The organism is Streptomyces exfoliatus, assembly GCF_000725545.1.
Lineage (GTDB): Bacteria > Actinomycetota > Actinomycetes > Streptomycetales > Streptomycetaceae > Streptomyces > Streptomyces exfoliatus.
In genome coordinates this window covers 201,540-226,201 of sequence record NZ_JNZP01000003.1, presented here as the reverse complement: position 1 = coordinate 226,201, position 24,662 = coordinate 201,540, and the positions used below count along the sequence as shown (strand labels likewise).

Annotated in this window: 22 protein-coding genes; 11 read left to right on the top strand and 11 right to left on the bottom strand. The window is 73.2% G+C overall.

The window, feature by feature from the left end; translation table 11 throughout:
* Positions 1–18: 18 nt before the first annotated feature.
* Positions 19–1,902 carry an AMP-dependent synthetase/ligase gene (locus IO20_RS0105950; RefSeq protein ID WP_030546751.1) on the top strand — a complete coding sequence of 628 codons (1,884 nt, stop codon included), beginning with the start codon at positions 19–21 and terminating at the stop codon, positions 1,900–1,902.
* Between the two features lie 52 nt (positions 1,903–1,954).
* On the opposite strand, the gene IO20_RS0105945 is transcribed toward IO20_RS0105950, so the two are convergent.
* The 4 genes from IO20_RS0105945 to IO20_RS0105930 form a co-directional block, all read right to left on the bottom strand.
* Entirely contained in the window at positions 1,955–2,203 is a 249-nt protein-coding gene (locus tag IO20_RS0105945; RefSeq protein ID WP_030217146.1) for an SCO4226 family nickel-binding protein, read from the bottom strand.
* A gap of 32 nt (positions 2,204–2,235) precedes the next feature.
* Positions 2,236–2,898 carry a pyridoxine/pyridoxamine 5'-phosphate oxidase gene (locus IO20_RS0105940; RefSeq protein ID WP_030546749.1) on the bottom strand — a complete coding sequence of 221 codons (663 nt, stop codon included), beginning with the start codon at positions 2,896–2,898 and terminating at the stop codon, positions 2,236–2,238.
* Complete coding sequence (locus IO20_RS0105935) at positions 2,895–4,244, bottom strand: FAD-dependent monooxygenase (protein ID WP_051874289.1); 1,350 nt, start codon at positions 4,242–4,244, stop codon at positions 2,895–2,897. The genes IO20_RS0105940 and IO20_RS0105935 overlap by 4 nt, the downstream gene beginning before the upstream one ends.
* Before the next feature lie 145 nt (positions 4,245–4,389).
* Positions 4,390–5,553: a thiolase C-terminal domain-containing protein gene (locus IO20_RS0105930; RefSeq protein ID WP_030546744.1), complete on the bottom strand. Its 1,164-nt coding sequence runs from the start codon at positions 5,551–5,553 to the stop codon at positions 4,390–4,392.
* Positions 5,554–5,659: 106 nt separating this feature from the next.
* On the opposite strand from IO20_RS0105930, the gene IO20_RS0105925 reads away from it, so the two are divergent.
* Both IO20_RS0105925 and IO20_RS0105920 read left to right on the top strand, forming a co-directional pair.
* Entirely contained in the window at positions 5,660–6,844 is a 1,185-nt protein-coding gene (locus tag IO20_RS0105925) for an acyl-CoA dehydrogenase family protein (RefSeq protein ID WP_030546742.1), read from the top strand.
* Positions 6,845–7,315, top strand: coding sequence for a nitroreductase family deazaflavin-dependent oxidoreductase (locus tag IO20_RS0105920; protein WP_030546740.1), 471 nt, complete (start codon positions 6,845–6,847; stop codon positions 7,313–7,315). It abuts the gene before it with no gap.
* Positions 7,316–7,454: 139 nt separating this feature from the next.
* Here IO20_RS0105920 and IO20_RS0105915 read toward each other — a convergent pair whose 3' ends face one another.
* Complete coding sequence (locus IO20_RS0105915; protein ID WP_030217164.1) at positions 7,455–8,102, bottom strand: TetR family transcriptional regulator; 648 nt, start codon at positions 8,100–8,102, stop codon at positions 7,455–7,457.
* Positions 8,103–8,433: 331 nt separating this feature from the next.
* Here IO20_RS0105915 and IO20_RS0105910 point away from each other — a divergent pair, with 331 nt between their 5' ends.
* Together IO20_RS0105910 and afsK are read left to right on the top strand one after the other, a co-directional pair.
* Positions 8,434–9,309, top strand: coding sequence for a VOC family protein (locus IO20_RS0105910; RefSeq protein WP_030546738.1), 876 nt, complete (start codon positions 8,434–8,436; stop codon positions 9,307–9,309).
* A 163-nt stretch (positions 9,310–9,472) separates the two neighbouring features.
* Positions 9,473–11,911 (top strand): protein serine/threonine kinase AfsK, encoded by a 2,439-nt coding sequence (gene afsK, locus IO20_RS0105905; protein WP_030546737.1) that lies wholly within the window; start codon positions 9,473–9,475, stop codon positions 11,909–11,911.
* 41 nt (positions 11,912–11,952) lie between these two features.
* Here the strand turns inward: afsK and IO20_RS36275 are convergent, their stop codons facing one another.
* Positions 11,953–12,546 carry a hypothetical protein gene (locus IO20_RS36275; RefSeq protein ID WP_037634718.1) on the bottom strand — a complete coding sequence of 198 codons (594 nt, stop codon included), beginning with the start codon at positions 12,544–12,546 and terminating at the stop codon, positions 11,953–11,955.
* 128 nt (positions 12,547–12,674) lie between these two features.
* On the opposite strand from IO20_RS36275, the gene IO20_RS0105895 reads away from it, so the two are divergent.
* Positions 12,675–13,289, top strand: a complete 615-nt coding sequence (locus tag IO20_RS0105895) for a hypothetical protein (protein WP_030546733.1) — start codon at positions 12,675–12,677, stop codon at positions 13,287–13,289.
* A gap of 9 nt (positions 13,290–13,298) precedes the next feature.
* On the opposite strand, the gene IO20_RS0105890 is transcribed toward IO20_RS0105895, so the two are convergent.
* The 3 genes from IO20_RS0105890 to IO20_RS0105880 are packed head-to-tail and all read right to left on the bottom strand — an operon-like array spanning position 13,299 to position 15,663.
* The gene (locus IO20_RS0105890) at positions 13,299–14,084 is read right to left on the bottom strand and encodes an enoyl-CoA hydratase/isomerase family protein (protein WP_030546731.1); all 786 of its coding nucleotides are present in this window, start codon (positions 14,082–14,084) and stop codon (positions 13,299–13,301) included.
* A complete protein-coding gene (locus tag IO20_RS0105885) occupies positions 14,081–14,506 on the bottom strand; it encodes a Zn-ribbon domain-containing OB-fold protein (protein WP_030546729.1) in 426 nt (141 codons plus the stop codon). Before IO20_RS0105885 ends, IO20_RS0105890 begins: the two co-directional genes overlap by 4 nt.
* Before the next feature lie 14 nt (positions 14,507–14,520).
* Entirely contained in the window at positions 14,521–15,663 is a 1,143-nt protein-coding gene (locus IO20_RS0105880; protein WP_030546727.1) for a lipid-transfer protein, read from the bottom strand.
* A gap of 125 nt (positions 15,664–15,788) precedes the next feature.
* Between IO20_RS0105880 and IO20_RS0105875 the strand changes: the two genes are divergently transcribed.
* The 4 genes from IO20_RS0105875 (at position 15,789) to IO20_RS0105860 (ending at position 19,337) form a co-directional block, all read left to right on the top strand.
* Positions 15,789–17,339, top strand: a complete 1,551-nt coding sequence (locus IO20_RS0105875) for a FadD3 family acyl-CoA ligase (RefSeq protein WP_030546725.1) — start codon at positions 15,789–15,791, stop codon at positions 17,337–17,339.
* Between the two features lie 106 nt (positions 17,340–17,445).
* The gene (locus IO20_RS0105870; RefSeq protein ID WP_030546723.1) at positions 17,446–18,117 is read left to right on the top strand and encodes an LppU/SCO3897 family protein; all 672 of its coding nucleotides are present in this window, start codon (positions 17,446–17,448) and stop codon (positions 18,115–18,117) included.
* A gap of 129 nt (positions 18,118–18,246) precedes the next feature.
* Positions 18,247–18,786, top strand: coding sequence for a matrixin family metalloprotease (locus IO20_RS0105865; protein WP_030546721.1), 540 nt, complete (start codon positions 18,247–18,249; stop codon positions 18,784–18,786).
* A complete protein-coding gene (locus IO20_RS0105860) occupies positions 18,783–19,337 on the top strand; it encodes a hypothetical protein (protein ID WP_157850732.1) in 555 nt (184 codons plus the stop codon). Before IO20_RS0105865 ends, IO20_RS0105860 begins: the two co-directional genes overlap by 4 nt.
* A gap of 223 nt (positions 19,338–19,560) precedes the next feature.
* Here IO20_RS0105860 and IO20_RS0105855 read toward each other — a convergent pair whose 3' ends face one another.
* Positions 19,561–19,767 (bottom strand): hypothetical protein, encoded by a 207-nt coding sequence (locus IO20_RS0105855; RefSeq protein WP_030546718.1) that lies wholly within the window; start codon positions 19,765–19,767, stop codon positions 19,561–19,563.
* Between the two features lie 222 nt (positions 19,768–19,989).
* Complete coding sequence (afsR, locus tag IO20_RS0105850) at positions 19,990–23,112, bottom strand: SARP-family global regulator AfsR (RefSeq protein ID WP_245684874.1); 3,123 nt, start codon at positions 23,110–23,112, stop codon at positions 19,990–19,992.
* A gap of 210 nt (positions 23,113–23,322) precedes the next feature.
* Here afsR and IO20_RS0105845 point away from each other — a divergent pair, with 210 nt between their 5' ends.
* On the top strand, positions 23,323–24,588 hold the full coding sequence (locus IO20_RS0105845) for an amidohydrolase family protein (protein ID WP_245684880.1): 1,266 nt from the start codon (positions 23,323–23,325) through the stop codon (positions 24,586–24,588).
* The last annotated feature ends 74 nt before the right edge of the window (positions 24,589–24,662 follow it).

Here is a 24,662-nt window from a genome sequence, read left to right as displayed (position 1 = left end):
CAGACCGAGGAGCCGCACGTGTCCGTCGTCACCGCCCCGCCCCCCGGCCAACCGGTCGAGCCGTACAAGACCCTGGTCGACGGCGTCGTGCGGGAGGCCTCCGTGCCCGCCCTCGTCACGCCGATCCGCCGCGGCTCCCTCGCCGACCTGCCGTACGACAACGCCCGCCAGGAACCCGAAGCCGTCCTCTTCTCCCGCAAAGGGCAGGAAGGGGAGTGGTACGACGTCACGGCCGCCCGCTTCGCCGCCGACGTGCACGCCGTCGCCAAGGGCCTCATCGCCCACGGCCTGCGCCCCGGCGACCGGCTCGCCCTGATGGCCCGCACCACCTACGAGTGGACCCTGATCGACTTCGCCGCCTGGGCCGCGGGTCTCGTCACCGTCCCCGTCTACCCCACGTCCTCCGCCTTCCAGACCCGCTGGATCCTCCAGGACTCCGGCGCCGCCGCCTGTGTCGTCGAGGACTCCGCGCAGGCCCGGCTCGTCTCCGACGAGCGGCGGCAGCTCCCCGGCCTCGCCCACCTCTGGGTCCTCGACTCCGGCGCCGTCGACCAGCTCCGCCGGGCCGGCGCCCGCGTCGCCGACGAGGCCGTCACCGCCCGCCGCGGGCTGCTCACCCCCGAGACCCTCGCCACCCTCGTCTACACCTCCGGCACCACCGGCCGGCCCAAGGGCTGCGCCCTCACCCACGCCAACTTCTTCGCCGAGGTCGACAACGCCGTCCGGCTCCTCCATCCCGTCTTCGTCGCCGAGAGCAGCGAACCCCCCGCCACCCTGCTCTTCCTGCCGCTCTCCCACGTCTTCGGACGGATGGTCGCCGTCGGCTGCGTCCGCGCACGGGTCCGCGTCGGGCACGCGCCCTCCGTCGAGGGCGACGAACTCCTCACCGACATGGCCGCCTTCCGGCCCACCTTCCTGCTCGCCATCCCGTACGTCCTGGAGAAGGTCTACAACACGGCCCGCGCCACCGCCGAACGCGGCGGCAGGGCCGCCTCCTTCGACCGCGCCGCCCGGGTCGCCCGCCGCTACGGCCAGGAGGAGACGCCCTCGCTCGCGCTGCGGGCCACCCGGGCGCTGTACGACACGCTCGTCTACCGGCGCATCCGGGCCGTGCTCGGCGGCCGGGTGAGGTACGTGATCTGCGGCGGCTCCCCGCTCGGCGCGCGGCTCGCCGAGTTCTACGCGGGCGCGGGCGTGGAGGTCTTCGAGGGGTACGGCCTGACGGAGACCACGGCCGCGTCCACGGTCACCCCGCCGCAGCGGCCCCGCACCGGCACCGTCGGCTGGCCGCTGCCCGGCACGTCCGTCCGGATCGCCGACGACGGCGAGGTCTGGCTCAAGGGCGGTCACGTCTTCGCCGGGTACTGGGACGCCCAGCGCGGGACGGCCGTCCCGTACACCGACGACGGCTGGTTCCCCACCGGCGACCTCGGCTCCCTCGACGCCGACGGCTATCTGCGGATCACCGGCCGCAAGAAGGACATCCTCATCACCTCGGCCGGCAAGAACGTGGCCCCCGCCCCCCTGGAGGACTGGCTGCGCACCCACCCCCTGGTCGCCCAGTGCGTGGTCCTCGGCGACGACCGCCCGTACGTCACGGCCCTGATCACCCTCGACCACGAGGGCCTCACCCACTGGCGGCGGATGCGGCACAAGGACCACCTCGCGCTGTGGGAGCTGGCCCGGGACGAGGAGCTGCTCGGCGTGCTCCAGCGCGCCGTGGACGAGGCCAACCGGCTGGTCTCACGGCCGGAGTCGATCCGCGCCTTCCGGGTCCTGACCGCCGAGTTCTCCGAGACCTCCGGGCACCTGACCCCGTCCCTGAAGCTCAAACGGCGCGCGGTGCTGCGGGACTTCGCGCGGGAGATCGAGGAGATGTACGAGGCGGAGGGCACCCCGTAGGGGGTGCCCTGTGCCGTGATGCTCTGTGCCGTGCTGACCTTCCCAGGCGTCCTCACACCGTGAGGGGCACCTCGTGGATCTCGTCGGCCGCGTGGCCCGTGCGGGCGTGGACCCGCTCGACGGCTTCCTTCGACGGGCCGTGCGACAGGCAGTAGACCGTGCCGGACTCCGGGTCGGCCCAGGCCTTCTCGAAGTGGACGCCCTCGTCCTTCTCGACGGCGAGGTCCGCCTCGTGCGCTTCCCTGAGCTGCTCGGCCGTGATGCCGACCATGCCCCGGTGCACGTCCATGTACGTAGCCATGGTCACCCACCTCCACTTTCCATGGTGCGCCCTCAGGGCCAGAGCAGCTCGCGCAGCCAGCCGTCGCCGGCCGCCGGGTCGCGGCGGTAGCGGAGGCGCTGGTGGCGGCGCCGTCCGTCGCCCTGGAAGAACTCGACCTCGGCCGGTTCGACGACGTACAGCGTCCAGCTGGGGGCCGGGGCGTCCGGCTCCGCCTCCGCCCTGCGCCAGGCCGCCGCGCTCGCCTCCGCGAGGGTGTCGGACGAGTCCAGGACCTCGCTCTGCCGGCCGACGAGCGCCGAGGCGAGGGCGCCGGTGGTGCGGGCGTGGAGGTCCGCGTACGCCTCCTCGGGGGTGCCGGTGGTGACGTGGCCGCGGATCCGGACCTGGCGGCCCTGGACCGGCCAGTAGAAGCCGAGGGCGGCCTCGGGGCGGGCGGCGAGCTGGCGGCCCTTGGCACTGGTGGAGTGCGAGGCGAAGTGCCAGCCGCGCGCGTCCGCGTCGTGCAGCATCACCGTACGGACGTCGGGCCTGCCGTCCTCGTCGGTGGTGGCGAGGGAGAGGGTGTGCGGCTCGGTCTGGCCGGCCGCGACCGCCGCCGTGAACCAGTCGTGGAAGAGGGGCAGCGGCTCGGGCGGGGCGCTCGCCGGGTCGAAGGACGGCAGCTCGGTGTCCCAGACCTTCAGGGAGCGCAGGGCGTGGTGGAAGTCGGTCATGCGGCCACGGTAGAGCGCGGAGTGCCGTGGGCTCGGGTGGGCGCCGCGAAGTCCGTCAGGGGCGCCGGGTGGTCCGCGAGCGGGACCGCGTTCGCCGCCGCCTGGATGTCGTCGCGGATCTTCTTCGCGATGAGGTTCTTCCACGGCGTCCTCGGCAGGGTCCGCACCATGAACATGCGCAGCGCGATCTTCCACTTCGAGTCCACGGTCATCTCCTTGACGAAGCCCTCGGCCATCTTCTGGTTCTGCTCCACGCCGGGTCGCATGTGCGCCTCGTAGCGTTCGAAGGCGACGGTGTGGTCGCCGCCCGCCCGGGCCAGCTCGCCCGCCAGGACGTACGCGCCGGTCAGGGCGAGTCCGGTGCCCTGGCCGGAGGCGGGGGAGGAGCAGTGGGCGGCGTCGCCGAGGAGGACGACCCGGCCCTTCGACCAGCGGTCCATCTCGACGAGGGAGATCGAGTCGAAGTAGAAGTCGTCGGCGTCGGCCGCGTGGCCCAGGAGCCGGGGAATCTCCCAGCCGTCGCCGTCGAAGGTGCCGGCGAGCAGCCGCTTCTGAGCGTCGATGTCCCGGTGGTGATAAGGGAGTTCCTCGGGCGAGGAGAAGACGAAGAGGTTCTTGGCGTCGGTCTCGCCGGCCGAGCTGTAGACGCAGACCAGCTTGCCGGGGAGCGCGTGGTACGTCTCCCAGCGGTCCAGGCCCAGGTGGTTGGGGGCGGTGAAGATGGAGACGTACGCGCCGAGATGGCGCTTGAACCGCTCCTCGGGGCCGAAGGCGAGGCGCCGGGTGTTCGAGTGCAGTCCGTCGGCGCCGACGACCAGGTCGAAGCGGCGGACGGTGCCGCTCTCGAAGGTGACGGTGACGCCGCCACCGTCCTCGGTGTCCTCCGTGTCCTCGGTGTCCTGGGCGTCTTCGGCGAGTGCGGCGATCGAGTCGTCGAAGAGGTACTCGACGTCGTCGCGGGTGCGGTCGTAGAGGATGCGGGCGAGTGCGCCGCGCATGATCTCGTCGTCCTCCTCGACGCGTCCGCCGAAGATGTCGGCGGGCAGTTCGCCGATGGTTCGGCCGCTGTCGTCGACGTACGAACCACCACGCATGTCAGTCGAGTCGGCGCGGATCTCGTCGAGGATTCCCATCCGGCGGCAGACCTCGATCGCGGTGCCCCTGATGTCCACCTTGTAGCCGCCGGTGCGCAGTTCGGGGGCGCGCTCGACGACGGTGACGGAGAAGCCGTAGCGGTGCAGCCAGAGGGCGAGGGCGGGTCCTGCGATGGAGGCGCCGGAGATCAGGACGGTCTGGGCGGGCTTCGCGGTCTCGGTGGGGTTCGCGGGGTTCACGGTGCCGTTCATGGCGGGACTCCTTGTCGGGTGTCTGCGGGCCGTTCCCCTGCCCGCGGACATGACTATACGGATGTCCTACACGACTGTCTATGACGCTTGTATAGATTCTCTCGTCCGGACTCTCCGGCGCTGGGCAGCGCTCGTGGGGTGATGCTCAGCCCCGGCCCAGTACCACCGTCCCCGAGGAGCAGAACCAGCCTCCCGTCCCCGAGGCCACCGCGACCTCCGGCAGGCTTCCGTCCCGGCGGCGCACCTGGAGGCCCGGCGCCTCCCCGCGCAACTGCCGCACCGCCTCCACGAGGAGGAAGAGTCCCCGCATGCCCGGGTGGCAGGCCGACAGGCCGCCGCCGTCGGTGTTCACCGGCAGCCGGTCCTTCTCCTGGACGAACGGGCCGCCCTCCCCCTTCGCGCAGAAGCGCAGGTCCTCCAGGGTCACCAGGGTCATGTAGGTGAAGGCGTCGTAGATCTCGGCGACGTCGACGTCCCCGGGCCCGATGCCCGCCCGCTCGAAGGCGAGCCGGCCGCTGACCGCCGCCGGGGAGACCGTGAAGTCCTCCCACTCGGACATCGTGGTGTGCGAGACGTGCTCGCCGGTGCCCAGCACCCAGACGGGGTCGGTCCGGCAGTCCTGGACGTACTCCTCGGCGACGAGCAGCACCGCGCACCCGCCGTCGCTGCGCAGGCAGCAGTGCAGCTTGGTGAAGGGGTCCGCGATCATCGGCCCGTCCAGGACCTCGTCGACGGTGATCGGCTCGCGGAACATCGCCTCCGGGTTGAGCGCCGCGTTCGCCCGAGTCCGGACGGCCACCTCGGCGAGCTGCTCCAGGGTCGTCCCGTACTGGTGCATGTGGCGGCGCGCGGCCATCGCGTACTTGGCGATCAGGGTGTGGCCGTACGGGACCTCGAACTGCAGCGGGCCGCGCGCCCCGAAGGAGAGGTTGGCGGTGCGCCGCCGGGCGCGGATGTCGGCGCGCGCGGTGGAGCCGTACACGAGGAGGACCGCGTTCGCGTGGCCGGCGGCTATCGCGTCGGCGGCGTGCGCGGCCATGACCTCCCAGGTGGCGCCGCCGACGGCGGTCGAGTCCACCCAGCGGGGGCGAAGCCCCAGGTACTCGGCGACCTCGACCGGGGCGAGGGTGCCGAGCCCTGCCGAGGCCAGGCCGTCGATCAGCGAGCGGTCGAGGCCGCTGTCCGCCAGCGCCCGCCGGGCGGCCTGGGCGTGCAGCGCGTACGGCGTGGCCTCGTCGACCCGGCCGCAGTCGGCGAGGGCGACGCCTGCGACGGCGACGCGGCGGGCGGGGCGCGGAGTGGCATCCATGTTTCTGACGGTACATCAGATCTGTGGAATCGGAACGGGTGTCTCTCTGGGCAAGTGGCGTCGGACGGACCTAGCATGACGGACCGTCAGATACGGAGGGAGCCCCATGGACGCCGCCGAAAGCGCCGCGCTCGCCGCCCCGCTCACCGAGGAGCAGCGGGAGTTCCGCCGCACCCTGCGGGACCTGCTCGCCGAACGGGCCGGGCCGCACCAGAACCCCGTGGCCACCGCCACCTCCCAGGGGTACGACCCCGAGCTGTGGACCCGGCTGTCCGCCACCCTCGGCCACGTCACCCTGTGCACCGCCGACCACGGCCCCGCGGAACTCGTCCTCGCCTGCGAGGAGACCGGCCGCGCCCTCGCCCCCTCCCCGCTCCTCGCCACCCGCGTCCTCGCCGCCCCGCTCCTCACCGCCCTCGGCAGTCCCGCCCAGCGCGCCGCGCACCTCCCGCGCCTCGCCGCCGGAAGCCTCACCTGCGCCCTCGCCGTCCCCGGCGGCGCCCTCGCGCTCGCCCTGGGCCTCACCGGCGACAACGCCGCAGAGGACTGGTCCGGCGGCGGCCGGGCGGGCGGCGTCCAGGCCCGCCCCGACGGCGAGGGCTGGCGGCTGTACGGCGAGGCCGCCCAGGTCCTCGACGGACACAGCGCGGGACTGCTGCTCGTCGCCGCCCACGCGGGGGGCTTCGCCCGCAGCCGTACCCTCCTCTTCCTCGTACGGGCGGAGGGCGCCGACGTACCCGGGCTCGTCCGCACCCGGCAGCCCGCCCTGGACCCCACCCGGCCCCGGGCCACCGTCCAGTTCCGCGACACCAGGGCCGAACTCCTCGGCGCGGAACCGGCGGACGTCCTCGGCACGCTCGCCGCCACCGGCCGCCACACCGCCGTCATGCTGGCCGCCGAAGCCGTCGGGGCGGCCCGGGCCGCCCTCGACCGGGGCGCCGCCCACGCCTGCTCCCGGGCCGGTCACGCCGGCTCCCGTGGGGCGGCCGTCCACCGGCTCGCCGACCTCTCCGTCCAGGTCGAGGCCGCCCGCACCCTCACGTACAGCGCGGCGGGCGAGTCAGGACCCGGTGGCCCCGGCACGGGCTCCGGGCCCGAGGGCGGGCCGCTCGCGCTCGCCCACGCGCTGGAAGCCCTGCGTGCCACCGCCGAGGAGGCGGTCCGGCCGGCCGACGCCACCGCGCCCTTCGCCGCCCGCGCCGCCTCCGACGAGCTCCTCTTCGGTCCCGTACGGGGACTGCGCGCACGGGCGGCCGAACGGACCGGACTCTTCCGAGAGGTGGCGGCGTAGATGCCCGTCGGACGCAGGCTCGTGCAGAAGATGTCGTCGACCCGGACCTTCGCCCGGATCGGCCCTCATGTCATCCCCGCCATGGACAAGGCCGTGCACCGGCTCACCCGGGGGAAAGTGCTGCTCAGCGCCCAGATGCTGCCCGGGGTGGTGCTCACCGCGAGGGGCGCGAGGAGCGGGGCGACCCGGGTCACCCCGCTCGCCTGCATGCCGGAGCCGGACGGCGGCTGGCTGCTCGTCGGCTCCAACTTCGGCCGCCCCGGGCACCCGGCGTGGACGGCGAACCTGCTCGCCCACCCGGACGTCGAGGTGAACTGGCGGGGCGCCGACATCCCCGTACGGGCGGAGCTGCTCACCGGGGAGGAGCGGGCGGAGGCCTGGCGGGCGGCGCTCGAGTTCTGGCCGCCGTACGCCACGTACCAGGCCCGGGTGGACCGCGAGATCCGGCTCTTCCGGCTGACGCGACGGTGAGGGGGGTCGCCCCGGTGCTCCGGGGGCGGCGGACACACGGCGACGCCGACGGCGGTCCGTGGGGGCGGGCCGCCGTCGGCGTCGACGACAGGACGGATGAAGGAGTTGTTGCCGGAGATCCGGGCGGCTGTCCGGGCGGCTATCTGGTCGGCTTCTTGCCGGTGATGCCCAGGTGTACCAACAGGGCGAGGTTCGGCTTGAGTTCGGCCTGCTTCACGCCCCAGGTCGTGAAGCCCTTCTGGTGGCCCGCGACCGAGGCGAGCATCGCCACGAGCGAGCCCGCCATGGCGGCGGGGCTGACCTCCTTGTCGACCTTGCCCTTGGCCTGGAGCTCCTTCACCGCGTCCGTGAGGGAGTTGGTGACCGAGTTCAGGATCTTCATGCGGATCTTGTAGAACCGCTTGTCGCCCTCCGCGGCGCCGAGGTCCACGACCCGGAGGATCGCGTCGTGCTTCCGCCAGAAGTCCAGGAAGCCTTCGACGAGTTCCTCGGAGGTCTGCCAGCCGGCCTTGCCGACCCAGGAGCGGCCGGAGACCAGCGCGGTCAACGCGGCGCCCTCCTTGGCCATTTCCTCCGCGATCTCGAGCACCGCTCCCTCGACGTCCGGGAAGTACTGATAGAACGTCGCGGGTGAAGTACCCGCCTTCCGGGCCACATCGATGACCTTGACGTCCCGGTAGGGCGAGGAGCTGAGCATCTCACCGAGGCAGTCGAGCAGCTTCTGCCGCGTCGCCTGACCGCGTCGTCCGGCCACGCGGCCGTCGACGGTGCGTACTTGTCCTGTCATGCCGTCAGCTTACCGAGGGGGTGTCGGCGCGCGATTCGGCCGACTGCAAATGGGGTGCGACCCTGTTCCGCGGGTGTTCTGCGAGGTAGACGCGGGTCTCCGGCCCCGAGGCCGAGGGGCGGGTTCAAGCCAGGTGGGGTGGCGCCGGCGTCAGGGGAGGGGGAGGCCGGGGGGAGGCCGGGGGAGTCCCGTACCCGAATAGTCTTATGAACAGCCTGTGGACAACTTCGGTGGACAACGCAGGCGCCCCAAGGGTTCTGGGCCGATAAATCGCCTATATGTTCGTATGTCGGGGCGTGCGGGCGCCCCTCCTCCGTCCTAGCGTGGTGACATGGCCGTACGTACTGAGGGCACCCCCTGCTGGGTGGACGCACAGCTTCCCGACCTCGAAGCGGGCAAGCGCTTCTACGGCGAGCTGTTCGGCTGGACCTTCGACCCCGACCGCGACGAGGCGCTCCTCGACGGGCGACGCGTCGCCGGGCTCCTCCCCAAGCGCGACGGCCGCATGCCCACCACCTGGACCCTCTACCTCGCCACCCGCGACGCGGGCAGCCTCGCCGCCCGGATCAAGGCCGCAGGGGGGCAGATGATCATGGAGCCGTACCCCGTCGGCCCCTTCGGCGTCCTGGCGCTGGCCGCGGACCCCGGCGGCGCCGTGATCGGGCTCCGGCAGGCGGGCGACGACGACGGCTTCGAGGTCACGAACGAACCGGGCTCGTTCTGCTGGATGGAGGTGTACACGCGCCGGCCGGAGGCCACCGACACCTTCTACGCCCGCGTCTTCCACTACCTCGGCCGCCAGGTGGACGCCGGGGAGGAGGGCAGGGAAGCCGGCTTCGACTACCGCGTCTGGTCACCGCCCGGCTCCCGCACCGGCGACGACAGCGCTTTCGGCGGGCGCGCCGTCATCACCGACGACTTCCCCGCGGAGATGCCGGGGCACGTCCTCGTCTACTTCGCCGTCCGCGACTGCGACCAGGCCTGCGCGACCACCGTCCGCCTCGGCGGCCGGGTCGCCACCCCTGCCTTCAGCACCCCGCACGGCCGTATCGCCGTCCTCCACGACAACCAGGGCGCCCGTTTCGCGGTCCTCGCGGAACCGACGGCGGAACAGGCGACGGAACCGACGGCGGAACCGGCGCGGGAACTGGCGAAGGAACCGGCCGCACAACCGGCCGCGGAACCGAAACCGGCCGGTACGGCCTGAGACGTCCCCACCTGTACGGGCCCGGCGCACCCCGCACCGGGCCACCCCGTTATCGCCCGTGACACCCCGATCCGCCCCCGGGTTCGCAACCGGGCCCTCGGACAGGAAGAATCAGGGCCACGGGGCCGTACCCTCATGGCCCGTACGGGGAGGTGGCAGGCAAGTGGAACAGCTGACGCAGCACGACCCGAGACGTATCGGGCCCTTCGAGGTGCTGGGCCGGCTCGGCGCGGGCGGAATGGGCCTGGTCTATCTCGCGCGCTCGGCCTCGGGCCGGCGCGTGGCGATCAAGACCGTGCGCACGGAGCTCGCGGAGGACCAGCTGTTCCGGGTCAGGTTCACCCGGGAGGTGGAGGCCGCGCGGGCGGTCTCCGGCTTCTACACGGCCGCCGTCGTGGACGCCGACCCCCGGGCCGCCGTGCCGTGGCTGGCGACCGCCTACGTCCCCGCGCCCTCGCTCGAAGAGATAGTGAACGAGTGCGGACCGCTCCCGGCCCAGGCCGTGCGCTGGCTGGCCGCCGGTGTCGCCGAGGCCCTGCAGTCCATCCACGGCGCGGGCCTGGTCCACCGTGACCTGAAGCCCTCCAACGTCCTCGTCGTCGAGGACGGCCCCCGGGTGATCGACTTCGGCATCGCGTCGGGCGTGTCCAACACGCGCCTGACCATGACCAACGTCGCCGTCGGCACCCCGGCCTACATGTCGCCCGAGCAGGCCCGCGACTCGCGCAGCGTCACCGGCGCGAGCGACGTCTTCTCGCTGGGCTCGATGCTGGTCTTCGCCGCCACCGGCCACGCGCCCTACCACGGTGCCAACCCGGTCGAGACGGTCTTCATGCTTCTCCGTGAGGGTCCCGACCTGGAGGGGCTGCCCGAGGAGCTGCGCCCGCTCATCGAGTCCTGCATGCAGACGGACGTCAGCCGCCGGCCCTCCCCGGCCGATCTCCAGGCGCAGCTCGCCCCCCATCTCTTCGGCCCCGGCAGCGACGACAGCGGTACGGCCTCGGCCTGGCTGCCGGAGAGCGCCACCGCCATGATCGAGACCCGCCGCGGCGGCCGTCCTGCCCCGGCGCCGCCCGCGCCGCCGATGCCGCCGCGACCGCCCCGGCAGCCCGCCGAGCACGGCGGCGACCCGCGCTTCCCGGAGCCCGCGCCCGTCGGTGGCGGGGGCGGCCGGCATGCCGATCCCGCTCCCGTCGGCGGTGGCCGGCATGCCGGGCCGGCCGAGAGCGCGGGAGGGCCCGTGCGCCTCGGCGGCGCGACCGTGCCGATCGGCCCCGGCCCCCGGGTCGCCGACACCCGGGCGGCGCTCGCCGTCGGCCGGAGCCCCGACGCCGGCCCTGCGACCGGCTGGATCCGTCCGCCCGGAGGCGGTCCGCACGGCGCGGAGCCCGGCCCGTTGCCCGGTTCGCGTCCGGTGCACGTTCCCTCGCAGGGTTCCGAACCGGCCCCGCCGCCGGAGGCCGGTCCCTGGCGGCCGTGGCGGTTCCGCATGTCGAACGACGTGTGGGGCACCCCGGTCGTGGACGGCGACCTGCTGTACGTGACCTCGTTCGAGGTGCACGCCCTGGACACCGGCAGTGGCCGGCGCCAGTTCAAGACCCGGGACGTGGCCTGGTCCATGGCCGTCGCCTCCGGCCGCATCCACGCCTCCGACGGGCCGACCCTCTACGCCCTCGACGCGACCGACGGCAGCGAGCGCTGGCGGCTGCGGACGGACGCCTGGGTGTACTCCCTCCAGGTGGACCGGGGCACGGTCGTCACCGGCACGCGCGGTGGCGGGGTGCAGGGCTGGGAGGCCTCCAACGGCGCCAAGCTGTGGGAGATCACCGGCGCCCAGACGGACTTCGAGACCCCGGAGGCGGGGCCCGCCGTGCACGGGGACACCGTGTACGTGTGGCGGGATGCCCGCCTCCAGGCCCTCGACGCCCGTACGGGCACCGAGCGCTGGTCGTACCCGGTCGGCGACGCCGCCTCCTGCGCCGGCGTGCCCGTCCGGGTCGCCCCGGCCGAGGACGGCTGTGTGTACGTCTCCGCCGGGACCCGGGTGCTGTCGATCGACATCGCCGCCGGGCACGTCCGCTGGCACTTCGAGGCGCCGGCCGTCTTCCTCTCCCCGCCCGCGTTCGCGCCGGGCCCGGCGGTGACGGGCGGCGGGGTGTACCTCTCGGACCACCTCGGCACGGTGTACGCGATCGACGCGACCACCGGGCAGGACCGCTGGCGGATCGCGACCGAGCCGCGCCAGTCGACCGAGCCGGTGCTCGTCGCCGACGGCAACGTGCACGTCGGCAGCGGCAGCGCGCTCTACACGCTCGACGCGGTCACCGGCACCCCCAGGTGGCGGTTCGCGGCGGGCGGCGAACTGGTCGGCTCGCCGGTCGTCGCCGACGGCCGGGTGCACTTCGGTTCGGCCGACCACGTCCTGTACACCCTCGACGCGACCGGCGGTCAGCTGCGCTGGAAGCTCGCGACCGGCGGCGAGATCACCGGCTCGCCGGTGGCGAAGGGCGGGGTCGTGTACGCGTGCAGCAAGGACCGCTGCGTGTACGCGCTCGACGCGGTCAAGGGCACGGCCACCGGCCGGGGTTCGGGCGGACGGTAGCCGCGCCGGGAGCCTGCCCACTGCTTCGGCGGGAGCCCCGCCTACTGCTTCGGCGGCGGCGGGTTCTCCCGGTCCGGGTCCCAGGTCGGCACGTCGAACGTCTGCGTCGCCGCGTACGGCGCCGAGGCCTGCGGATGCCGGTCAGGGCCGTGGGTGCTGTCGTCCGGCGGCGGGCCGTCGAGCGTGGGACGGGTGGGCCGGGGCTCCCCGTCCACCCGGTGCGTGCGGGTCCTGCCGGACATGACGAGCGCGCCGAGCAGCAGCAGGACCCCGCCGCCGAGGGCGTTCGCGACCCCGTCGCCGAGCCCGCCGCCGTCGCCGACCGTGAGGCTGCCCTCGGCCTGGCCGACCCGCACCATCCACAGGATCGTGAAGCCGAGGACGACGAGCCCGGCGAGGGCGACCAGGATCCGGGAGCGGAGCACCACCCCGAGGACGGTCAGCAGGGCGGCGAAGAGAAAGGGCGCGAGGATCGAGCCGAGCACGTCGGCCTTGGCGTCGGTGATACCGGTGAACAGCTCGTCGATCGCGTAGTCGCGCCCGTGACGGCCGTCGTACCAGGCACGGAAGGGGCTCCAGACGGCGGCCGTCGCTCCGACGAGAGCCAGGACCGAGCCGACGATGTTGCGAATCATCGATGCGGCCTCCTTGCCGGTTCCGGCTCTCTCGCTCCCGACGCTACGCCCGGTGAGGGGGGCCCGCCACGCGGCACCGGACGCCCCCTAGAGTGGCGCGGACACGACAGGAAGAACGGGGAGCGGCGATGGCACGCACACGCCTGAAGCTCGCGGCGACGCTCACGGTGGTGGTGCTCGCGCTGACCGGTTTCCACACCGGCCACGGCAGCGGCGGCAGCGGCGGCGGCAGCGGGAAGAGCAAGAGCGGCAAGAGCCGCTCGGACGACGACTCGGGCGGCGGCTGCTCCAGCGACGAGAAGAGCAACGACGACTACAGCGGCTCGGGCAGCTCAGGCGGCTCGGGCGGCTCGGGGGGCGAGACGACATACGCCCCCACGCCCACCGCCGCTTCGACGGCGGAGGTCGTCACCACCGTCGTCGACTGCGTGGATCCCGCGCGGAAGAAGCGCAAGGGCAAGCCTGCCCGCAAGGCGGACCTCACGGCCACGGTGAAGGTCACCTCGAACGCCGACGCGGAGAAGACGTTCCGGATCGTCGTGGTGTTCAAGGGGGCGAACGGCGGCGCGGTGGACCAGGTCAGCACCGACGTCACGGTCGAGCGCCGGGGCACGAGGACCGTCGAGGTGGAGATGGCGCGCCCGGAGAACGTCGGCCAGGTGAAGGAGTGCTGGTCCTACGACATGGGTGAGGAGCCGGGAGCCACCGCCTCCGCCGCGACGCCCTCGCCCACCTCGTCCTGAGCCCCGGTCCTACCTCGTCCTGAATCCCGTCCTCCGTCGGGTGAACAGCTCCGCCTGCCGGTCGCCCGGCAGGTTGCCCAGGGCGACCAGGTGCGGCGCGTGGGCCAGTGCCTGGGCGCGGGCCGTCTCCTTCACCGACCAGAGCGCCCGGACCGTCCCCTGCACCGCCTCCGTCGGGTACGAGGCGATGACGGCGGCGGCCTCCCTGGCGGCGGCCAGCGCCCCGCCGGGCTCCGTCACCTCGCTGACCAGCCCCGTCTCGTACGCCCGCCGGGCCGAGATCCGTTCCGCGCCGCCCATCAGTGCCATCCGGGCGACCTCCCCGTGGGGCATCCGCTGGGCCATGTGGACGGTCTCGAAGGCGCTGACCATCCCGTAGGTGGTGTGCGGGTCGAAGAAGCCGGCGTCCTCGCCGGCGATCAGGAACTCGGACTCGCCGAGCAGGTAGAAGGCCCCGCCGCAGGCCATGCCCTCGACGGCGGCGATCACCGGCTTCCACAGGTCGTTCGCCTTGGGGCCGATCGCGAGGAGGGGGTCGTCGATGGTGTACGGGGAGGAGGGCTGGGGGACGTTCCCGGCGGCCTCCCGGTCGATCCCGGTGCAGAAGGCCCGCCCCCCGGCCCCGGTGACGACGATCGCGCGGACGTCGTCCTCGTACCGGAAGCCCCGCCAGGCGGCGCCGAGTTCGCGGGCCATGTCCAGGGTGATCGCGTTGTGCTTCTCCGCCCGGTCGAGGGTGACGACCGCGACCCCGGTCTCCTTGTCGCGGTCGACCGTGACGCCGGAGGTGCTCACCCGCGCTCCAGGAGCCAGCGGGGGACGGTGACACCGTCGACCTGGGTGAAGGCCACCTTCACGGCGGCGCCGATGCGCAGCCGGGCCGGGTCGACCGAGTTCAGGGGGGCGTCGGGGGCGGTGACGACGTTGCCGGCGAGGCGGATGCGGGGGGCGTCGGCGAGTTCGACGAGGACCGCGTTGTAGCCGGGCTGGGCGGCGTAGTCGGGCAGGAGGGGCGGGTGGGGCAGGACGTACGACCAGATCCGGCCGCGTCCGCTCATGAGCCGCCAGGCGCTCGCGAAGGACTGGCAGTGCGGGCAGCAGGGGCGGGGCGGGAAGCGGAGCTCGCCGCAGTCGGCGCAGCTCTGGACGCGCAGTTCGCCCTGGGCGGCGTACTCCCAGAAGGGGGCGCCGTCCTCGTCGGGAACGGGGGTCAGCATGGCGGATCAGCTCCTCAGGCGCGCAGCAGGACGGCCGACGTGGGGACGCCCTCGCCGGCCGTGACGAGGCAGGTGGCGGCGTCGGGGACTTGGGCGGTGGAGGTGCCGCGGAGTTGCTTCACGCCCTCGGTGATGAGGTTGAAGCCGTGCACGTACGCCTCCGAGAGGCCGCCGCCGCCGGTGTTGAGGGGCAGCCGGCCGCCGATCTCCAGGGCCCCGCCCTCGGTGAAGGCGGCGCCCTCGCCGCGCCCGCAGAAGCCGTAGCCCTCCAGGGAGAGCGGGACGAGCGGGGTGAAGGCGTCGTAGATCTGGGCGACGTCGACGTCCTGGGGGCCGAAGTCGGCGTGCTTCCAGAGGTGGCGGGCGGCGGTCCAGGCGGGCCCGGACAGCGGGTCGTCGTTCCAGTAGTTGACCATGCCGTGGTGTTGGGCGGGCAGGCCCTGGGCGGCGGCGTGCACGTACACGGGCTTGCGGCGGCAGTCGCGGGCCCGTTCGGCGGAGACGATCACGCAGGCGAGGGCGCCGTCGGTCTCCAGGCAGTTGTCGAAGAGGCAGAGGGGTTCGCTGATCCAGCGGGAGGTCATGTACATCTCGCGGGTCAGCGGGCGCTCGTACATGATCGCGGCGGGGTTCTGGTTGGCGCGGTTGCGGCAGGCGAGGGCGACGTTGAAGAGGTGGTCGCGGGTGGCGCCGTACTCGTGCATGTAGCGGCGGGCGAGCATGCCGATCTCGTCGGCGGGGCGGAGCAGCCCGAAGGGTCGGGTCCACTGGCCGGGGGTGGGCAGCTGGACGGCGGTGTTCTTCCAGGGGCGGGGTCCGCTGCCCCGTTTCCTGGACCGCCAGGCGACGCCGACGCTCGCCTGGCCGGTGGCGACGGCGGCGGCGAGGTGGCCGACGGTGGCGCAGGAGCCGCCGCCGCCGTAGCCGACCTTGGAGAAGAAGGTGACGTCCCCGGCGCCGATGGCCTTGGCCACCTCGACCTCGTCGGTCTCCTCCATGGTGTACGAGGCGAAGGCGTCGACCTCGGAGGGGGCGATCCCGGCGTCGTCGAGGGCGGCGAGGATCGCCCGGCAGGCGAGGGCCTTCTCGGTCTCGGGGAGCTGTCTGGCGAAGGCGGTCTGTCCGATTCCGACGATGGCCGTGGCGTCCTTGAGCACCGAACCTCCTCATGGGGCAGCACTGCGCACATTGCTGACAGCGCGTCAGGCTACAACTAATCTGACGGATAGTCAGCTCAGCTGTTCGGCTCAGCTCATGTGAGGGGTGGAGGTCGGGTATGGACATGCGCGGCGACCTGGAATGGGGCACGATCCCCGGTCTCGTACGGGCGGCGGCCGAGCGGTACGGCGCACGGGAGGCCGTCGCCGACGGCCGTACCCGCGTCAGCTACGCCGAACTCGGCGAGCGCGTCGAACGGGCCGCCGCCGCCTGCCTCGCCACCGGGATCCGGGCCGGCGACCGGGTGGCGATCTGGGCCCCCAACACCCTCGACTGGATCGTCTCCGCCCTCGGCGCCGTCACCGCGGGCGCCGTCCTCGTCCCCCTGAACACCCGCTTCAAGGGCACCGAGGCCGCCGACGTCCTCCAGCGCTCCCGGGCCAGGCTCCTCTTCGTCACCGGCACCTTCCTCGGCACCTCGTACGTGGCCTCCCTGCGCCGCACCGGAGTCGAACTCCCGCACCTGGAGAGGGTCGTGGTCCTCGGCGACACGGCCCCCGACGACCCGGCCTGGAGCACCTGGAAGGCGTTCCTCGCCGAGGGCGACGCCGTCCCGGCCGCCCGCGTCCGCGCCCGCGCCGACGGGATCGACCCCGCCGCCCCGTCGGACATCATCTACACCTCCGGCACCACCGGCCGTCCCAAGGGCGCCGTCATCAGCCACGCCCAGAGCCTGCGCTGCTACGCGATCTGGTCCGAGCTCGCCGGTCTCCGCGAGGGCGACCGCTACCTCGTGGTCAACCCCTTCTTCCACACCTTCGGCTACAAGGCCGGCATCCTGGCCTGCCTGATGCGGGGGGCGGTGATCGTCCCCCAGTCCGTCTTCACCGTCGACACGGTCCTCGCGAACATCGCCGCCGAACGCGTCACCGTCCTCCCCGGCCCGCCCACCCTCCACCAGTCCCTCCTCGACCACCCCGCCCGCCCGGCCCACGACCTCACCTCCCTCCGCCTCGTCGTGACCGGCGCGGCCGTGGTCCCCCTCCGGCTCGTCGAGCGCCTGCGCACCGAACTCGGCGTCGGCACGGTCCTCACCGCGTACGGCCTCTCCGAGGCGAGCGGCATCGTCACCATGTGCCGGCGCGACGACCCGGCCGAGACCGTCGCCACGACGTCGGGCCGCCCGATCCCCGGCACGGAGGTCCGGCTCTCCCCGACCGGCGAGGTCCTGGTGCGGGGCCCGCACGTGATGAGCGGCTACTTCGAGGACGAGCGGGCGACGGCGGAGGCGATCGACGGGGACGGCTGGCTCCGCACCGGCGACGTCGGCGTCCTGGACGAGGCGGGCAACCTGCGGATCACCGACCGCCTCAAGGACATGTTCATCGTGGGCGGCTTCAACGCCTACCCGGCCGAGATCGAGCAGCTCATCGGCCTCCACCCGGACATCGCGGACGTCGCCGTCATCGGCGTCCCCGACCCGCGCCTCGGCGAGGTCGGCAAGGCGTTCGCGGTACGGAGGGCGGGGGCGCGGGTGACGGCGGACGACCTGATCGCCTGGTCGCGGCGGGAGATGGCGAACTACAAGGTGCCGAGGCAGGTCGAGTTCGTGGAGGAGCTGCCGAGGAACGCGAGCGGGAAGGTAGTGAAGGGGCAGCTGCGGGAGCGGGGTTGAGCGGCGCGGTGTGACGCCACCGAAGGCCGGTCGCGTCGCAACCAACTCCCCGCGTGTACACGTCATATGGGCAGTCCTTCACCTCCCCCCTCTCCAGGAGCAGCCGGTGTCGACGCAAGAGATCCCCCTCACCCTCACCCCGCAGCAGGCAGCTCAGGGCGTGATCATCACCGTCCAGCTGCCGACCGGCCCCGCCCACCTCACCGTCCGCCCCTGCCGCCACGGCGAACTCGTCGCGGCCCGGCTCGGCGACGGAACGGTCCACCTGCGGATCACGGTTGCCGGAGCGCAGCAGGGCAAGAAGTCGGGCATCCTCGGCTGCCTGATCCCCCTCTTCGTGATCGGCGCGATCATCGGCGGCGTGTCCCTCCTGGCGGACGACGGCGACGACTCGGCCGGCTCCAGGGGCCCGGGCCCGATCCCGACCTTCTCGTACGAGCCCCCGCCGAGCTTCGACCTCGACCCGGCCCCCACGGCGACGGCCACGGCCACCCCCACGGAGGAGGAGCCCGACCCGTACGAGAAGGGCACCTGCCTCAACGGCGACCTCCCGAACTCGGAGACCCCGCAGAGCGTCAGCGGCGTCGACGAGGTCCCCTGCTCGGCGTCCGACGCCCACTACAAGGTGATCCAGACGTTCCCCTTCACCTCGGACATGAACCGGTGCAACGCCAACCCGAAGACCGAATACGCCTTCTCCCACCGCTACACGATGAACGGCACGACGATCAACGAGTACGTGTACTGCCTGGTGGGCCTGGGCTCCTACGCCCGCTGACCCGGACGTACGAGGACGACGGCCGGGCGCTCGCCCGGTCGGGTGACGTCGGGCGTATCCCCGCCGCCTCGCCCCGGGCCCGGGGATACGCTCCGGAACCCGGCCCCCGGATCGCGCGAGGAGCACCCCATGAGGGCAACGGGCCCCGTCACGGCCGCCGCCGCCCTGGCCGCCGCCCTCCTGCTCAGCCCGCACGGCGCGGCCGCCGCCGTCGATCCCGCGCCCTGCGTACGCGGCGAGTCCGAGGCCCGTGGCGACTCCAGCGTGGACGGCAAGGAGCTGCGCTGGGAGGACGACAGCAAGTACAACGACCCCCTGAAGTGGGCCCACAAGGTCTGGTCCCTCGGCCTGGTGAAGATCGCCCCGGACGGCGCGGGCAGCGTCAACGACCTGGAGTGGCGGGACTACTCCAAGGCCGACGGCCACGCGGGCTACTGGCAGGGCAAACCGGGCGTCGACTACATCTACCTGAACTCCTACTATCTCGACGGCCGTTACAAGGACCGCGCCTCCCGGCGGCACGTCGCCGTGCACGAGCTCGGGCACGCCCTCGGGCTGTGCCACAAGCCGGACACCTGGGCCTCCGTCATGTGGACGAAGGTCGTCGACAACCCGCCGACCGAGCCGACGCACCGCGACGAGGCGAACTACCGGAAGCTGTGGAAATGACCAGGAAGCCCATGAAGGTCATGAAGCCGATGCGGATCGCCGGTCTCGCCGTCGCCGGAACGCTCGTCCTCGGAGCCGTCGGCTGGGCCGCGACGGAGGCCCTCACCACCCGCTCGGCGCCCGTGCACGCCCTCTGCCTCCCGGACCTCTCCCGCGACGAGTACGTCCCGGCCGCCATGAGTCGCCTCGCCTACGCCACCGTCGAGGAGACCGTCGGCTACGAACCCGACACCGACGGCGGCACCGGCGGCATCCAGCGGGTCCGCCTCCGTGTCCTGCGGCCGCTGAAGGGCGAGGGCCCCGCCGACGTGATCCTCGGCCAGGGCGTCGGCCGCGACGCCCAGGGCCGCTACACGAGCCACGACCCGCTGTACCCGGTCCTCCGCCCCGGCCACACGTACGTCGTCGGCTACACCCCGGACCCCGCGTACGGCGACGGCTACACCCGCTACGCCAAGGAGGAACCCGACTCCGCCCTCGTCCGCTGGACGAACCACGTGGCCCGCGGCCTGGTGGGCCCGGCGGACCCGGCCTGCGCCGAGGGCGCGTGACCGCCGGGCGCGGGACGCGCACGAGAGAGGGGCCGGGCAGATGCCCGGCCCCTCCTGTTCGGTGGTCCGATCGCGTTGCGCACGGGCCCTGCCCGGACGGATCCCCCCTGGTTCCGCCGGGCGTCCCCCGAGCCCGTGTGCTCCCCCGTCGACCGGACCTCCCTGGTGGGCCCCGGCGGCTCCCCCGAAGTCGCCGCCGCGGCCGCTCCCCGTCGGGAGTGGTCTACTTGGCCGGCTCGGACGTCGCGTGCAGGTTGTCCGTCGAAGCCGTGGTGCCGGCCGGGTTCTGCGTGAGGATCTTGTCCGCGATCGCATCGGCCGGCTCGGACGTGGCGTGCAGGTTCTTCGTGCCGATCTGCTCGCTCTCGGTGCCCGTTGCGTGCAGGTTGTTCGGCTTGACGATCGGGTCGTTCGCGTCGATGTCGCCCATGGTGATCCCCTCCTGGTGGATGGCTTCGCGTGGTGCTGGGTGGAGCCCGTCCGGCTGTTCCCCCGTGGACGGTCGGACGGGCTCCTCAGGGCCGCTCACCCTAGTGCGTTGCGGTGACGACCTCACGGGCGACCCGTCTGCCCCCCGACGCGACGGATCGTTGAGGACAACTCTGCCGGGGCGCGATAAACGAATGATGAACGGCCGGACGGAGGGGTGCTGTCAGGCTGCGGCCAGGGGGGCCAGCAGGGCCCTGACCTCCGACGCCTCGGGCGCCGACAACTCCTCGTAGATGTCGAGCGCCTCCCGCCAGCAGACCTGAGCGCGGCCCGACTGGCCAATGCCGTGAAGGGCACGGCCGAGAACCGTGAGGACGTTGCCGCGGCGCCAGTCGCCTCCGATGCCCCGCAGCACGGTCAGCGCCTTCTCCGCGCCCGCGGCCGCGGCCCCGTACCGGCCGGCCGCGATGTCGACCTCCGCGATGCGGAAGAGGGTCATGCCCTCCCACAGCCTCTGGCGGCTGTCCACGAAGACTTCGAGCGCCTCGCGGAGCCGCTCGCCGGCGGCCGCGAGCTGGCCGCTCTCGGTGAGGGCCAGGCCCAATGCGTACCGCCCGTTGGCGCCCTTGAGGGCGTGCCCCATCTCGTCGTACATGGCGGTGCCCTGCTGGGCCATGCGGACGGCGTCCTCCTGCCGGCCCGTCGCGAGGTGGATGCGGGAGAGGTTGCAGAGTGCGGCGGCCTCGCCGGCCCGGTCCCCGGCCACACGGAACTCGGCGATGGCCAGGGTGAGGTGCTTGTCCCCGTCGTCGTAACGTGCCTGGTAGAGGGCGATGGCGCCCCGCGCGTTGGACGCCCAGCAGATCGGCAGCGGGTCCTCGACCGAGCGAGCCATGCGGACGACCTCATCGGCCTCCCGGTCGGCCTGGTCGAAGCGGCCCTGGTAGTGGTGGACGTACGCCAGCGTGTTGGCCGCCCGGCCCTCCGCCCGAACGTCGCCGGCCGCGCCCGCCGCCCCCCGCAGCACCGTCGCCACCGCCTCGTACTCCTTCGAGTTCGCGCCCGACTCCGCCAGGTCCAGGGACGCCCACAGGAGGTCCACCGCTCTACGGAGGGTGGTGGGGGACGCGGCGGACTGGCGGACCGTGGCCAGGAGGCAGTTGGCCTCGGCGTACAGCCAGTCCTGGGCCTCGTGGCGGTCCGTGAAGGTCAGGCCCTCGTAGCGCGTCGGTTCCAGGTGGTCGACCAGGCGGTCGCCGGGGCGTTCGATCGCGTACACCCGCGCCGCCGTCGACAGGTAGAAGTCCAGGAGGCGGGACATCGCCGACTCCTTCTCCGACGGCGGCTGTTCGTCACGGTCCGCGCACGCACGCGCGTAGAGCCTGACCAGGTCGTGGTACCGGTAGCGGCCGGGCGCCGCCGACTCCAGGAGGGAGGTGTCGACCAGGGCCTCCAGGAGGTCCTCCGTGTCCCAGAGGGGGAGGTCGAGGACCGCCGACGCCGCCGCGAGGGAGATGTCCGGACCGTCCGCCAGGCCCAGGAGGCGGAAGGCGCGGGCCTGGGCCGGTTCCAGCTGGCCGTAGCCGAGTTCGAAGGTGGCCTTGACCGCGAGGTCACCCGCCTGGAGCTCGTCGAGGCGCCGGCGCTCGTCCGCCAGCTTGGCCGCCAGGACGGAGACCGTCCACGTGCGGCGGGCCGCCAGGCGGGACGCCGCGATGCGGATCGCCAGGGGGAGGAAGCCGCAGGCCGCGACCACGTCCAGGGCCGATTCCCGTTCCGCCTGGACCCGCTCCGCTCCCACGATCCTCGTGAAGAGCTGCAGCGCCTCCTCCGGGGACATCACGTCCAGGTCCACCAGGTGCGCGCCCGCCAGGTCCACCATGCGGATGCGGCTCGTCACCAGGGCCGCGCAGCCCGCCGTGCCGGGCAGGAGGGGACGGATCTGGGCGGCGTCCCGCGCGTTGTCGAGGAGGATCAGGACCCGGCGGCCGTCCAGTGTCGAGCGGTACAGCGCGGCCCGGTCGTCGAGCGAGTCCGGGATCGCCGAGTCGGGGGTGCCGAGGGCGCGCAGGAACGAGCCGAGGACCGTCTCCGGTGCGGCGGCGCGGTTGCCCGCGCCCTGGAGGTCCACGTACAGCTGCCCGTCCGGGAAGTGCGGCCGTGCCTCGTGCGCCACGTGCACGGCGAGTGTCGTCTTTCCGACGCCTCCGATGCCCGCGAGTGCCGATACGGCCATGACGTGGCCCTCGGCCGTCGACAGGCGGGCGCCGAGTTCCCGTACGAACGCGGCCCGGCCGGTGAAGTCCGGGACAGTGGCGGGAAGTTGCGCCGGGCGGGCGATCGGCGCGGCGGCCGGAAGCGCTTCCTCCACCGGGGCGGCGAGTTCGGTGTCGCCCTGGAGGATGCGCTGCTGGAGCCGGGACAGTTCGGGCGTCGGGTCGACGCCCAGCTCGTCGGCGAGGAGCCGGCGCGTGTCCGCGTACACCGCGAGCGCCTCGGCCTGCCGCCCGCTGCGGTACAGCGCGAGCATGAGCAGCTCGCGGAGCCGCTCGCGCAGCGGGTGCGCGGCGGTGAGCGCGGTCAGCTCGGAGACGGCCTCCGCGTGCGCGCCGACCTCCAGGTCGATGTCGAGGCGGGTTTCGAGGAGGGTGAGCCGCCATTCCTCCAGGCGGGCCCGCTGCGTCTCGGCGTACGGGCCGGGTACGGACGCCAGGACCTCGCCGTCCCACAGGTCGAGCGCCTCCGCGAGCCGCGCCCGGGCGGCCGTCCGGTCGCCGCCCGCCCGCAGCTTCTCCGCCTCCGCGGCCAGCTCCCGCGCGGCGGTCACGTCGAGCGCGTCGGGGGTCGTCCGGAGCGCGTAGCCGCCGGATTCGCTGACCAGGACCTTCGGGTCGAGGGCTTTGCGGAGCCGGGAGGCGTACGTGCGGACCGCGGCGAGCGCCTGCGAGGGCGACTCCTCGCCCCAGAGCGCGTCGATCAGCTCGTGCGCGGTGGCGGTACGCCCGCCGCGCAGGAGCAGGGCGGCGAGCAGGGCCCGCTGCTGGGGTGATCCGGTGGGCACGGGTTCGCCGTCGCGCCAGGCCCGTACGGGTCCGAGCACGGCGAAGCGCAGCGAGGCGGTGGTGGCGCCGGGGGTCGTGGGGGTGCCGGTGTCGGCGTCCGTCGTGGTGCCGGTGTCCACGGTGGTGCCCGCACCGTCGGAGTCCGTGCCTGCTTTCAGCCCGGAGCCGGAGCCGGAACCCCTGCCCGCGCCGGACGCGGCGCCCTTGCCCACGCCGGAGCCGGCACCCACGCCCGTCCTCGGAGCCCGCTGTACCGGAACTCGCGCTCCGTCCTCACGGTTCATAGCTCCCCCTGCCCGTACCGCTGGTTTCGCCCAGGACAGTCTGCCTTGTCCGGAGGGAGTCCGTCAGCATCGGGTCGGCCGCAGTGCGGCCTGTGGCAGGGCCGTCACGTCGCCTTCACACCGTCGTCCGCATCCTCACCCATTCGGCGTTCTGGCGCACGCTAGCTGACGGGCCGTCAGATCGACGCTACCGTGAAGGCCATGGAGAGCATGGAGAACATGGAGAGCGCGGGCGGCGCGAAGAGCGCGGAGGAGGCCCCCGTGGCCTTCCCGAAGATCATCTCGGTCGACGACCACACCGTGGAACCCCCGCACGTCTGGCAGGACCGGCTCCCGGCCCGGTACCACGGCACCGGCCCCCGGATCGTCCGTGCCCCGCTCAAGGAGATGACCTTCCTCGGCGGGAAGTTCGCCCCGGTCATGGGAGCCGAGGGGGACGACGGGCCCGTCGGCGACTGGTGGGTGTACGAGGACCTGCACCGGCCCCTCACCCGGCTCGACACCGCCGTCGGCTACGACCGGGACGAGATACGGCTCGAAGTCATCACCTTCGAGCAGATGCGCCCGGGATCCCACTCGGTCCCCGACCGTCTCGCCGACATGGACGTCAACCACGTCCAGTCCGCGCTCTGCTTCCCCACCTTCCCCCGCTTCTGCGGGCAGACCTTCACCGAGGCGAGCGACCGCGAGCTGGGGCTGCTCTGCGTCCGCGCGTACAACGACTGGATGGTCGAGGAGTGGTGCGGGCCCGAGGCGCACGGCCGGCTGATCCCGCTCACGCTCATCCCGCTCTGGGACCCGGAGCTGGCCGCCGCCGAGGTCCGGCGGAACGCCGCGCGCGGGGTCCGGGCCGTCGCCTTCTCCGAGATCCCGCCGCACCTCGGGCTCCCCTCGGTCCACACGGACCACTGGGACCCCTTCTTCCGTGCCTGCGACGAGACCGGCACGGTCATCGCCATGCACATCGGCTCGTCCAGCCGGATGCCGTCCACCTCCGCCGACGCCCCGCCGGCCGTCGGCTCCACCATCACCTTCGCCAACTGCTGCTTCTCGATGGTCGACTGGCTGATGAGCGGCAAGTTCGAGCGCTTCCCGAACCTGCGGATCATGTACGCGGAGGGGCAGATCGGCTGGATCCCGTACATCCTGGAGCGCGCCGACGTCGTGTGGGAGGAGAACCGCGGCTGGGGCGGGGTCGCCGAGAAGGTCCTGCGGCCCCCGTCGGAGCTGTTCGCCGGGCACGTCTTCGGCTGCTTCTTCGACGACGCCTTCGGGCTGCGCAACCTCGACGCCATCGGGGCCGGGAACGTCCTGTACGAGACCGACTACCCGCACTCGGACTCCACCTGGCCCAAGTCGCGGGAGGTCGGCGAGGCCCAGATGGGACACCTGGCCCCGGACGTCGTCGAGCGGATCGTGCGCGGCAACGCCATCGACCTCCTCGGCCTGACCCCGGACGGCCTCTGGCGCCCGTAGCCGGGGGCGCCCGCCCTCGGCGTGTGCGTCAGGCGTGCGTGTCGGTCTGTCAGGTGTGCGTGTCCGGCGTGTGC